This window comes from Arthrobacter sp. Hiyo1 (assembly GCF_001263615.2).
Taxonomy (GTDB): domain Bacteria; phylum Actinomycetota; class Actinomycetes; order Actinomycetales; family Micrococcaceae; genus Arthrobacter.
The window spans coordinates 9,654-21,255 of record NZ_DF952481.1 but is presented as its reverse complement, the minus strand read 5'-3'; the positions used below and the strand labels follow the sequence as shown (position 1 = coordinate 21,255).

The following is an 11,602-nucleotide window of genomic DNA, read 5'->3' as shown; positions in this document are numbered from 1 at the left end:
CGCGGTCGCTGCCGGATGCGCGGGACATCGCCGATGAACTCACCCGCAAGGGAGTGAGTCTGAACCTCGGTGGAAGCATCTATGACCCCAACGACCCGGTGGGCAAGCTCCTGTTCAACGTCCTGGGCATGGTCGCTGAGTTTGAAGCCGACCTCATCCGCGCCCGAACCCGCGAGGGCATGGCCGTTGCGAAGGCAAAAGGCAAGCTCCGGGGCAAGAAGCCCAAGCTCTCCAAATCCCAAGAGGCCCATCTAGTCGCCCTCCATCGGGCTGGAGAGCACACCACAACCGAGATCGCCGAGATCTTCAAAGTTGCCCGGTCCACGGTTTACCGGGCCATCCAGCGCGCGACGCCGATCGCGTGATCAGGGAGTGCGTGAGACACGCGCAAACCGCAAAACTAACGCCAGGGTCAGCACCACCGACCAAAACCTCACCCTGCAACAAGATGCGCTCACAGCCGCCGGCTGCCAGAAGATCTACACCGACACGATCAGCGGCGCCAAGGCCTCACGGCCCGGACTGGACAAAGCACTTGAGCACCTCCGGGACGGCGACACTCTCGTCGTCTGGAAAATCGACAGGCTCGGACGGAACCTGCGTGACCTCATCGACATCGTCACCACCCTCGACGAACGCGGTATCGGTGTCCAGTCACCCACCAACGGAATCGTGGACACCACTACCGCGCACGGCAAACTCGTCTTCGGGATGTTCGCGCTCATGGCCGAATACGAAGCCGCACTCATCCGCGAACGCACCCAGACCGGCCTGATAGCGGCCCGCGCCAGGGGAAGCAAAGGCGGACGCAAACCCAAAATGACCCCCGAGCTCATCAACAAAGCCCAGCGCATGTACGACGCACAGCAATTCACCATGGCCGAAATCGCCCAGTCCTGCGCCGTTACCCCCATGACCATCTACCGCAACATCAAAACAACCAGCCTCAAACCCGAGCGCTCCTGACCACCGCGACGCCGACCCTACGATGACCCTGCAGAAGACAGGCCAAAGAGTGCCGCAGAAAGACCAAAACCCGATCCCTACGACACAATAAAGTTCGTTTTCTGCCATCGGTGCGACTGCGAAGTGTCCATGACGTTAGCCAACGTCGCCTCGGATAGGATCGCCTGATCTACACCTTCGGAGGGAAACGGCATCATGGGGGACACCAACGAGGACCAGACCGTGAGTTTCGTGATCACACTTACGTACACGGTTCCGCTACCGGAGATCGAGGAACATCTGGCGGATCATCGTTCTTGGCTTGACGAGCACTTCCAATCCGGTGACTTCCTCGCTTCGGGTCCAATGATCCCGAGAAACGGGGGCGTCATTCTGGCGAAGGGAACAAGCCGTGAAGGACTGCTGAATCTCATTAGGAATGACCCGTTTTTCCGCGCCGGACTAGCCCGGTACGAGATCACGGCCTTTGAACCGACCCGCGGGCCTATGGCTTGCCGCCTGCTCGGCCATGCAGGACAAATTCCGGATCCCTGGTATTGATACTCGAATATCCTGCATCGAGGTCCCGGCCTGCGTCCCATGAAACTACGAGACTGCGACGCCCATAGGGTTGGCGTGCTAGGCAGCTTCAGGTGGGCTAAGCCATATCCGCCCGATTTTTCCCCGATATTACGGCGACCCCCCCTGGGAGGGGAGCGAGCAAGGAAAATCATGGCTGGTATCGAGCACACCCGCGGCAAAGCAGTGGAAGGTGAAGTCCTACCCGACGACCACAACGACATCGGCGACGCCCTTCAATGGGTGCGACTGACGTACGCCCTGGACTACCCAGCCCGACCGGACTCCTGGGACCGGCCCGAAGACTAGGGGGCTGAGCCGCAATGGAACGGTCAGTCACGTTTAGAGTGCTCGTTGGTCGTTCTTGGCGTGAGTGACCGTTCTGATGCGTGTCGGGCTGGGGTGGTTTAGATTGGCTGAGTGCCGGTTGAGTTCCTGACTGATGATGAGGCTGCCGCGTTTGGGCGTTTCGCCGGCGTGCCGGCGCGGGCTGATTTGGAGCGTGTGTTCTTTCTCGATGATGCGGATTTGGTCTTGGTCGCTGGTCGTCGGGGTGAGTACTCTCGGCTCGGGTTCGCGTTGCAGCTGGTGACTGCCCGGTGGCTCGGGACGTTTTTGGAGGACCCGTTAGATGTGCCGGTGGTTGTCCTGGATTTCGTGGCCGGGCAATTAGGGATTGGTGATCCGTCGGTCGTTAAAAAGTATCTCGAGCGGCGGACTACGTTATTCGAGCATCAGCTGCTAATTCGTGAGGCGGATGGGTGGCGGGATTTCTCCGCTGCGGAGGCTGACTTCACTGAGTGGGCGGCCGCGCGTGCGTGGACCTCGGGAGATGGCCCGAAGGGGATCTTCAGCGACGGGGTGGTGTGGCTGCGTCAGCGCAGAGTGCTGCTACCTGGTGTGTCCACGTTGGCGCGTCTGGTCGCTCGGGTTCGCAAGGAAGCCACTGAGCGGTTGTGGGGCGCGTTGGCGTCGTTGGTAACGGTTGATCAGCGACGTGTCCTGGACCGGCTGGTGGAAGTCGCACCGGGCTCGCGGGTGTCTGATCTGGAACGATGGCGCAAGGGCGTGGTCCCGCGCGCATCGGGGCCGACGATCATCAAGGCCTTGGATTTGGTGGCCGAAATCGCTGGGTTCGGCTTCGCACGGGTTGATTTAGAGGCCAGGGTCCCGTCTCAGCGGTTGGTTGAGTTGGTGAAGTATGGGATGCGTGCGGATGCTTCGATGTTGCGCCGCCACCCGCCTGCCCGTCGGGTCGCTACATTGCTGGCCACGGTGCGGCATGTGGAGGGCAAGGCGATCGATGATGCTTTGGAGCTACTGGATCTGTTGATGACCACCGAGCTGCTGGCTAAGGCACGTAACGCATCCGATAAGGACCGGCTCCGTAAGCATCCGCGTTTGGCGAAAGCCTCTGCTCGCCTTGCTGTGGCTGTGGAGGCGTTGTTTGCTGCGGAGGGGTGGAGCGGAACCGACGGAACGGTGAGACTCGAGCAGATCTGGAGCGCTATCGAGGACGTTGTCTCGCGTGATCAGTTGCGTGCGGCGCTGGCTGTGGTCAACGAAGAAGTGCCACCAGCGGATGCAGATGCCGGCGATGATTGGCGTTCTGAACTGGTTAAGCGTTTCCCGACTGTGTCGGGTTTTTTGAAGGTCCTGACCGAGGTCATCGAATTCGGGGCAAACGCCGAAGGCGCGCAGGTCCTGGCAGCGATGACAGCATTGCCAGGGGTTCTTGCTCATCGCAGCCGCTTATCCGCGCCGTTGATTCCAGGGGATCTAATCGATGCCGGTGTTGTGAGTGGGTCGTGGAAACACCTGGTGTTCGGCAGTCCCGTCTACGAGGCCGGGGCGGTCAACCGGCACGCGTATGCCTTGTGCGTTCTGGAACGATTCTGGCGCTGTCTTAAACGGCGGGAAGTTTTCGCCGAGGCGTCCACGCGGTGGCGTAACCCCCAAGCCGCGCTCTTAGACGGTGAACGGTGGCAGGGCATGCGCGCAGAAACGTTGACCGCACTCGGGCTTCCCGCGTCCCCGGAAACATTGCTGGTAGAACACGCCGATGCCCTCGATGAGACTTTGCGCAGGGTCGGAGGAAGACTGGTCGCTAATCCCGACGCACGCATTGATGAAGATGGAAAGATTCACTTGACGGGTCTCAGAGCTGTTGAGGAACCGCCGTCTTTAGTGGATCTGAGGACCCGCACCACCGCGATGTTGCCACGCGTTGAGATTCCCGAAGCGATCCTCGAGGTCATGAATTGGGTACCGCAGCTGCAAGAGGCCTTCACCGCAGCGTCTGGGTCACGGTCACGGATGACAGACCTACCGGTGTCGGTCGCGGCATGCCTGACAGCCCACTCGCTGAACGTCGGGTACCGTCCAATCGCGAGCAAGGGAACCCCGGCCTTGGAACGATCCAGGCTCTCACACGTCTACCAGAACTACTTCCGCCCAGAGACTCTCTCAGCAGCCAACACCCCGCTTGTTGACGCCCAAGCTGCCCTCCCTTTGGCGCAGGCTTGGGGCGGCGGCATGGTTGCCGCTGTCGACGGCATGCGTTTCGTCGTCCCTGTCCCTGCCACCTTCGCGCGTCCCAACCGCAAGTACTTCGGTTCCAAACGGGGCATGACCTGGCTCAACGCCATCAACGACCGCGGCATGGGCCGCGGCGCCAAAGTCGTCTCCGGAACGATCCGCGACTCACTGCACATGGTCGACGTCATCTTCGGCCTCGACGGCGGCGAACTACCCGAAATCGTCGTCACCGACACCGGATCCTACAGCGACCTCGTCTTCGGGCTCCTGGCCCTCCTGGGCATCTCGTACCGGCCCGCTCTCGCAGACTTGCCTGACCAAAAAGGCTGGCGCATCAACAGGGGCGCCGACTACGGCCAGCTGAACACTTTCGTGCGCGGGCGTGTCGACTTGACCAAGATCGGCAGGAACTGGGAAGACATCCTGCGGGTGACAGCCTCGATCTATACCGGTGCGGTGCGCGCCTACGACGTCGTGGCGATGCTCCAACGTGACGGCCATCCCACTGCCCTCGGCGAAGCGATCGCCTCCTATGGTCGGATCTTCAAGACGCTGCACATCCTCAGCTACATCGACACCGACGAGTCCTACCGCCGCGACATCAAAGACATCCGGAATCTCCAGGAAAACCGCCATTCCCTGGCTCGCAAGATCTGCCATGGCAAGAAAGGCGAGCTCTATCACCACTACGAACGCGGCCTGGAAAACCAGCTCGGAGCCCTTGGCCTCGTCTTGAACTGTGTCACGCTGTGGACGACCCGCTACCTCGACGCCGCAGTCACCAGCCTCCAGGCTCAGGGGTACCCGATCAAGGATGAAGACGTCGCACGTCTGTCACCGTTCGTCCACTCCCACCTTGGCGTCCACGGAACGTACGCCTTCACTGCACCTGAACTCCCGCCCGGCACGATCCGCGACCTACGCGATCCTGACGCCGATGAAGACGACGAGACATGACCAGCATCGAGGCTCTCCATCTGTTCATCAAACGATCGTCTCCCGAACACCACCACGCCCCGGCCCGCAAGGACACGAAACACACCACCGAACGTTCATCTGGCCGTTCATCAACTAGTAGTGTTCATCATGGTTGAAAACAATGTTTGATGAACGAATAGGTAACGCGCATGTCAATCCTCGTCGGCCTGGTCCGGGTCAGTACCGATAAACAGAACACCGCCCGGCAGCACAATGCACTGGAGCCGATCTGCTGGAAAGTCTTCGAAGAAAAAGCCAGCGGCAAACTGGCAACCAAGGACCGGCCGGTCCTGCTGGAAGCAATCTCGCAAGTACCTCCCGGAGGAATGCTCGCCATCCACGAAGTCGACCGACTCGGACGCAACCTCCTCGAAGGCCTCATCGTCCTGAACGACCTGTTCCAACACGGCATCGCCGTCAAAGTCCTCGCCGGGATCGCCGCCGGCGAACACACCCAGCGTTCCTTCATCCTCGATATCGCCCTGGCCCTGTCAGAAGACCGCCGCCGCGATATCTCAGCCAAAACCAAGAACGGCCTGGAGGCCGCCCGCCGGAACGGCCGTGTCGGAGGTCGACGCCCCGTGGTTGACGACGACAAACGAGCTGCCATCCTGGCGCGACGCGAACGCGGCGAGTCCATCAGAACCATCGCCAACAACCTCGGCATATCAATCGGCGTCGTCCACAAAACACTCACCCTGGCAAGCCCTCAAATCGACCAAAGCCCAAAACAAGCCGCTAAAACGTGACTGACCGTTCTGAGCTGCGTGGAGATCTCGGACAGTGGGGGGTTATCTCTTAAGCTTTGCGGTCCGGACTGCCTCTGCACGGGCGGTGGCGGTAGCGAGGGCTTTGTCGCGGGTGCGCCAGTGGGAGACCTCGGTGATCTGGGTGTCGGTGAGGGGTTTGCGGGCGTCGAGGCCGAGGTCGGGGCTGGGGGTCCGGCCCTAACTCTGTGGAGAATGCCCTGATGAGGCGGTACGTTCTCTATTCTCGCCGTGCTCGTGGCTCTGGCCGACCGATCGAACCGATGGTCAGGGAGCTCACCGGGACCGCGATGCTTGCTCCGGCTCGCACTAGGACCTAGTTAGCGGGTCAGAGCAAGTGCGGGACTGATCGCCGTTGCCCGGAACGCCGGCACCAGCCCTGCCGCAAGACCCGAGACGGTCCCGGCCCCGATCGACGACGCGGCCACGAGGGGATCAAGGACAGGTACCCAGTGCTGGATAAGCGCCACGACGATCACGGCCAACGTTCCCAACGCCGAGCCGAATAGCCCCCCGAGCAGTCCCAGGGCGGATGTCTCCGTCAGGATCTGGAGGAAGATATCGCGCCGCCGCGCCCCTAGAGCACGACGGAGCCCGATCTCTGAGGTCCGGAGGACGACTCCAATCGCTGTTGTGTTCCCGATCGAGACGGCGCCGATCACCAGGATCATCAAGCTCACGAGGAGACTCAGGAGTGTCACGCTCCCCTCAACTTCCAATCTGAGGGTGGTCGGGTCGGGAGGGGCAGTTACAACCAGGGACGCCGGTTGGTCAGGTGCGAGTGCAAGCGGAATCTGGCGGCCGACCTGGGCTGCAGCACCGGGCAGGGTCTCGACAAAAACCTCATTGGCCGGAGTCTGTCCCGCGGCTATGGGGTTTGCCTTCTCGTAGCTGATCGGGAGCAGGATTGCAGCCGCAGCATCTGGGACTCGGCTGACATCCGAGTAGATCCCTATTACCGAGATCGCACTGTCCCCGATGAAGATGGTGGTGCCTGCACTCGCTACTCCGAGGCGTTGGGCGACCGTCTTCGAGAGCATGCATACTGGGTCTCCTCTTGTGAGGTGACCGTTGTCGAAGATGCGTCCACTGGTCACGTGAGGCGAGATGGCAGCGAGGGCTTCGGTGTCGACCGCGAAGATGTCTGCGTTATCAGGTGCGTCCGGCTGCACGAAGAGCCGACGGACCGCGATGCTGCTGAGGGTCGTGATCCGGCCGGCGTGGACTATCCCCGAGATGGTTCGCGCCCTTTCTAAAGCAGAGGGAGTGAACCATGCGGGAGTCAGGCTGTCGATGTCTTGGGTGCTTATGGTGCTCGCGGTACTCACAGTCACTTCGGTTGCCCGCCTGATATCGAATGATGTCGAAATCTGGTGTCCCACAGTCCCTGTGAGTCCAAGAGTAGCGACGAAGGCGGCGCAGCCAAGGGTGGCCCCGAGAGCTGCAGTGACCGTGCGCCCGAGGTTTCGGTTGACTGACCACCAGGCCTCACGCAAGAGGTCTACGAGGAAGAGCCGGCCCGGTCGTGGGGGATCGTGCGGTGAGGGTCTAGCCTTTCGCAGGATCATGTGGCACTCCAGTCAGCCGGCCGTCGGTGACATCGACGATGCGATGGGCCAGCGCGGCCACCTCAAGGTCATGGGTCACTACGACAAGAGTCTGTCCTTGGTCGTTCAGACCTTTCAGTGACTGCATCACGTTGCGGGTGTTCTCCGAGTCGAGGTTGCCTGTCGGCTCGTCGCAGAGGAGCAAGTCGGGTTGGGAGCAGACGGCACGGGCGATGGCAGTGCGTTGCTTTTCTCCTCCGGATAGCTCAGATGCAAATGCATCGCGCCGGTGGGCCAAACCGAGGGATTCGATCGACTCTTCGACCCGCGCCCGTCGTGCTTTCCGACGCATTCCGGAGTAGAGCAACCCGAGTTCGATGTTCTCCACAACGGTCCTTCTCGGCAGGAGGTGAAAGGCTTGGAAGATGAAACCGAGGCGGGCGCCCCGTATTGCACCCCTTGTGCGTTCATCGAGCGCCATCACGTCGATCCCATCGAACGTGTAGCTGCCCCCTGTAGGAAGGTCGAGCATGCCGATGATGTTCAGCAAGGTTGATTTGCCGGACCCGGAAGGACCAACAATGGCCAGTGCTTCGCCTCGTTCGATCCGAAGGTCTATTCCCGCCAGTACGCTTGCCCGGCTGTTGGTCCCGTAGATCTTGCTGACATCACCCAGCTCCACGATGGGCGGTGCAGGCGTCGTGTCGGGGCAGTGGTCCGCTGACGTCACGGACCGTTCTCCATCCCGAGGACGACGGTATCGCCTTCTCGAAGGTTGGACCCCGTTGCCAGTTCCACCCAGCCGTCGATATTCTCTTTGACTGTGACGGGGATCCTCGAGCCGGCCGCGCCTGCCGGTACGACGTAGGTGGAACCGTCAGTTGCGGAGTAGATGGCGGTCACTGGCAAGACGAGCCCGGCCCCAGTGTCCGGACCGGTGATGATCTCCACCTTGACGGTCGTGCCTACGCCCGTGACCGGCGGGATCACCTTCGGGTCCGTGAAGGAGAGGTCCACCCTGATCCCGTTACCTAGGCCGGATACGTCTGTAGGGGCAGCACCGACGGCGGTCACCTTTACAGGAAATGAGTCCCCGTTGGCGGTGAGGGTGCCCTGGCTGCCCGCGGACACCTTGTTGGCTCGGTCCGGGGTGGTGGTCGCGATCGCCGCATTCTGGGTCCCGTCAAGGCGGGCAAGGATGGCGTCCGCGGCGATCTTCTGGCCGACGTGCAGTGGGACCTCCGTCAGGCGGCTGGCGGACTTGGGCACCGAAACCACGTCCCGGGCGGGCAGGTAGACCTTTGGGGTGCCTCGGGCTGTGGATGTGTCCGAGCTGTTCGAGCCCGACGAAGAGGACTGTGCTCCCCCCGAGGATCTCTGAGCGGTCGTGGCATCCTGCCTAGGGACTGGATAGCCGAGGCTCTGGTAGAGCTCGGCCACACCCTCCTGTGTGAGCCAGTCGAACACCCCCGTTGTTCCGGTGGGAAGTGAGAGTGCGTTGAGGGAGTTCTGCAGCCCCTTCACATCTGGTCCGGTGTCTCCGTCATGGATGTCCCGGTAGGCGGGGAAGGGCCAGGCGAAGGCGATGAGGGGCTCTCCATCGACCTCGACTAGCGCAGCGCCCTCTTGCAGTTCGTTCGAACCCGTGCTCGGAAGTCCTGTTACTACCATCGAGGCTGCTACAAGTGCGTCGTCCGGCTTAATGTCCACAGTTGCCCCTGCCGCGACGGTGCCGCGCATGAGGACCGAGCTCTTCAATGCCCTCTGTTCGACCTTATAGGTGATCGGCGTCGCCGGCGGAGGGGCGGCGTCCGCAACGGCCTGCTGGGGCGTCCTGAAGACGGGCAGGACCATCGACCCCAGCACGATCATCCCGAAAACGACAGTCAGGGAGAAGAACCCGAGAACGACCAGCCGAACCCTTAGGGTGCGCTTGCCCGTCCTCATGACGATGGCTGGGACTGCACCGCCAGGGCGGCCGCCTTTGCCGATGAATGGATCTTCGGACCCATCTCGGTAAGAGCGGTCTCATTCTTGGCAACAGCTGCGTGCTTCGCTTCGGTCATCTTCTGCACCCACACCGTGTGTACGCCTGAGTCGATAGAGCATTGGTACATTGCCGCAGCCGATTCCGACTCCTGCTGCGTCGGAACGTAGTTCGCAGCCGGAACTGCAGGGATCACCCGCACAGTGGAGTTCAATGATCCCGACACGCTCGGTCGCGGGATAGGTGGCTGCGTTCCCAGAGGCACGCCGAAGTCTACGCCCCACACCGGCTGCTTGTTCGGGCCATTTGGATCCACCGGGTATTTCCCGTTGACCATGCAGGCGAAGACCTTCTTGGTGAGCTCGTCCTGATTCTCTTTGGCAGCCGCGGCCAGAGCTCCCGAAAGGGTGTTGCCGAGGGAGGTGTAGTCCTGCACGAGCGTCTCGGACCCCGAAATCGCCCCATATGCCTCGGATCGGCACTGCTTTAGTGTGTCTCCGAACGACTTGTCCTGTATCTGCACGAATGGGTCACGAGCCTCGAAGCTGTGCCCATAGCCCGCAGCTCGGGCGTACTCCTCCGAGGGAAACCAAGGCAATTCGGCGAAGGAAGCAAACGTCTGCGCGAAATCAGGGGTGGCGGCCATCGATCGGAAGCTGTTTGCCTTTTGGGCGGGCAGTACATCCAGGAATTGCGGGTAGCCGGCCTTGGCGTAGCAGCGATACTGCAGTTCCTGGATGGCGCTGTTAATGCTCAGCAGATCGCCGGCGAGGAAAACGTTGTAGGGGTCGTCAGGACCAGCCGTCGGCTTGGGTGGGGCCTGGGCGCTGCGCGACGGCCCGGCAAGGGTCTGATGGGCGGACGCAGAGACTGTCGCCGGAGCGCATCCGGCGAGAGCCATGGCACCGACGACCGCTGCCGGAAGCAGCCGAGCAAGACTTGGGGTAAGAAGCACGAGAGAAGACCTCAGAGGGGTTCGACAGGGAGAATGGGTTTCAAAGACCAGACAAGACCAGAGCTGAGTTGCGGTGTTGGAGCTTGTCTTCGGTCTTGATCTCAGGGCGAGATCAGCGCAGGTGCACCCAAGTGACTTCGACAGGACTGTTGAAGTTGCCGGTATACCAGTGGGGGCGGTAGGCCGAGTCATACCAAGCGCCTTCTATGTAGTCGTAGAACGTGACCCATCCGTCGTTGTTGCCCGTCGAGATCGTGCTGACATATTGCATGTACATGTTCAGGTCGCCGTAATTCGCGAAGCACTGCTCTTCGGTGTCGCTCATGAGTATGTACCAGTCTGTTCGCCCTGCACAGTCCACCTGATTTGCGGCATTGGCAGCAGCGGCACCTCCGAAAAGCATTCCCGCTGCCAGACAGACGCCGGTGAGGCTAACAGCGGCTTTGCGCATCGTTGGTTGAAGATGCTGAGCAAGTTTCATTGTTGTCCCCCTATGGACTTGTCATTGGGCAGGGTGATGTGAGTGCGTCCCTCCAGGATTAACGTTTATGAGAGCGCGGTGCGCGGTTAGCCGAGGAGGACAAAAATGGGATTTCTTCGGTACGAAGGAACGATCAAGCTGTAGCCTGAACGCGTTTCTGTTCTCCTGGGAGACGGCGGGTCAGCCCACAAAGCCGATCTTATTTCCCTGCGTACCCCTTCAAACGATCGGATCGTATGCGCCCAGAGTGCGATAGTGCAAGTTCGCACGCCTCTGGTTCCCGGACATTACGATTTTCGATACCCAATCACACTGGTCGGGCTCCGTTAGCAGTCCAGCGATTATGCAATAGCTAATTGGTTTCCTTGCGTCCAGTTTTCCCAGTATCGTTTCGGCGTCATGCCGTCCTGGGATCCGTGGGGCCGTTCATGATTGTAGATAGCTTTCCATTCCTCGGCCAAATACTGCGCTTCGGCCATGGTGTCCATGATTTCTCCGGAGAGTTGTTCCCTTCTGAATTGGGCGTTGAAGGATTCGATGAAGCCGTTCTGCCAGGGTGATCCCGGGTCGATGAACGCGGTATCCACCCCGGCGGTGTCGCACCACCCGATCAGCGCGGCGGCGGTGAATTCCGGCCCGTTGTCACACCGGACGCAGGTCGAAAGCGATGATGTCCTCCAGCACCGCGACCACGTCAGAGGCTTTGAAGGACCTGTCTTCGTCGATGACATTGAAGAAACGGACGTGCCGCCCGGCACGAGGTCACGTCGGACTGCAAATCGAAGCTGACCACATGCATCGGATACTGGGCGGTCAGCCGCTTCC

The 11,602-nt window shown here is 61.1% G+C and carries 11 protein-coding genes and 1 pseudogene; 6 read left to right on the top strand and 6 right to left on the bottom strand.

What is annotated here, in order from left to right; genetic code table 11:
* The 6 genes from AHiyo1_RS23550 to AHiyo1_RS23530 form a co-directional block, all read left to right on the top strand.
* Positions 1–365 (top strand): recombinase family protein (locus AHiyo1_RS23550; RefSeq protein WP_253257580.1); only part of this gene is annotated, 365 nt, incomplete at its 5' end.
* Positions 366–372: 7 nt separating this feature from the next.
* The gene (locus tag AHiyo1_RS23545) at positions 373–966 is read left to right on the top strand and encodes a recombinase family protein (protein ID WP_059390238.1); all 594 of its coding nucleotides are present in this window, start codon (positions 373–375) and stop codon (positions 964–966) included.
* Positions 967–1,161: 195 nt separating this feature from the next.
* Positions 1,162–1,506: a YciI family protein gene (locus AHiyo1_RS23540; RefSeq protein ID WP_059390237.1), complete on the top strand. Its 345-nt coding sequence runs from the start codon at positions 1,162–1,164 to the stop codon at positions 1,504–1,506.
* 171 nt (positions 1,507–1,677) lie between these two features.
* On the top strand, positions 1,678–1,833 hold the full coding sequence (locus tag AHiyo1_RS25245) for a hypothetical protein (protein WP_172465739.1): 156 nt from the start codon (positions 1,678–1,680) through the stop codon (positions 1,831–1,833).
* 111 nt (positions 1,834–1,944) lie between these two features.
* Complete coding sequence (locus tag AHiyo1_RS23535; RefSeq protein ID WP_059390236.1) at positions 1,945–5,019, top strand: Tn3 family transposase; 3,075 nt, start codon at positions 1,945–1,947, stop codon at positions 5,017–5,019.
* A 170-nt stretch (positions 5,020–5,189) separates the two neighbouring features.
* Positions 5,190–5,789, top strand: coding sequence for a recombinase family protein (locus AHiyo1_RS23530; RefSeq protein WP_059390235.1), 600 nt, complete (start codon positions 5,190–5,192; stop codon positions 5,787–5,789).
* A 338-nt stretch (positions 5,790–6,127) separates the two neighbouring features.
* Here AHiyo1_RS23530 and AHiyo1_RS23525 read toward each other — a convergent pair whose 3' ends face one another.
* The 6 genes and pseudogenes from AHiyo1_RS23525 to AHiyo1_RS23500 form a co-directional block, all read right to left on the bottom strand.
* Positions 6,128–7,375, bottom strand: a complete 1,248-nt coding sequence (locus tag AHiyo1_RS23525; protein ID WP_059390234.1) for an ABC transporter permease — start codon at positions 7,373–7,375, stop codon at positions 6,128–6,130.
* Entirely contained in the window at positions 7,356–8,084 is a 729-nt protein-coding gene (locus AHiyo1_RS23520; protein WP_059390233.1) for an ABC transporter ATP-binding protein, read from the bottom strand. Before AHiyo1_RS23520 ends, AHiyo1_RS23525 begins: the two co-directional genes overlap by 20 nt.
* The gene (locus tag AHiyo1_RS23515; protein ID WP_059390232.1) at positions 8,081–9,301 is read right to left on the bottom strand and encodes a hypothetical protein; all 1,221 of its coding nucleotides are present in this window, start codon (positions 9,299–9,301) and stop codon (positions 8,081–8,083) included. Before AHiyo1_RS23515 ends, AHiyo1_RS23520 begins: the two co-directional genes overlap by 4 nt.
* Complete coding sequence (locus AHiyo1_RS23510) at positions 9,298–10,242, bottom strand: hypothetical protein (RefSeq protein WP_059390231.1); 945 nt, start codon at positions 10,240–10,242, stop codon at positions 9,298–9,300. Before AHiyo1_RS23510 ends, AHiyo1_RS23515 begins: the two co-directional genes overlap by 4 nt.
* A 166-nt stretch (positions 10,243–10,408) precedes the next feature.
* Positions 10,409–10,777 (bottom strand): beta/gamma crystallin domain-containing protein, encoded by a 369-nt coding sequence (locus AHiyo1_RS23505; RefSeq protein WP_113990763.1) that lies wholly within the window; start codon positions 10,775–10,777, stop codon positions 10,409–10,411.
* 341 nt (positions 10,778–11,118) lie between these two features.
* Positions 11,119–11,602, bottom strand: a pseudogene (locus AHiyo1_RS23500) (integrase core domain-containing protein); the annotation flags it as partial.

What these genes read in the sequence shown, in the direction of transcription:
- AHiyo1_RS23525 (WP_059390234.1), bottom strand. Translation starts at nt 7,375, where the DNA reads ATGATCCTGCGAAAGGCTAGACCCTCACCGCACGATCCCCCACGACCG.
- AHiyo1_RS25245 (WP_172465739.1), top strand. Translation starts at nt 1,678, where the DNA reads ATGGCTGGTATCGAGCACACCCGCGGCAAAGCAGTGGAAGGTGAAGTC.
- AHiyo1_RS23530 (WP_059390235.1), top strand. Translation starts at nt 5,190, where the DNA reads ATGTCAATCCTCGTCGGCCTGGTCCGGGTCAGTACCGATAAACAGAAC.
- AHiyo1_RS23510 (WP_059390231.1), bottom strand. Translation starts at nt 10,242, where the DNA reads ATGGCTCTCGCCGGATGCGCTCCGGCGACAGTCTCTGCGTCCGCCCAT.
- AHiyo1_RS23515 (WP_059390232.1), bottom strand. Translation starts at nt 9,301, where the DNA reads ATGAGGACGGGCAAGCGCACCCTAAGGGTTCGGCTGGTCGTTCTCGGG.
- AHiyo1_RS23540 (WP_059390237.1), top strand. Translation starts at nt 1,162, where the DNA reads ATGGGGGACACCAACGAGGACCAGACCGTGAGTTTCGTGATCACACTT.
- AHiyo1_RS23505 (WP_113990763.1), bottom strand. Translation starts at nt 10,777, where the DNA reads ATGAAACTTGCTCAGCATCTTCAACCAACGATGCGCAAAGCCGCTGTT.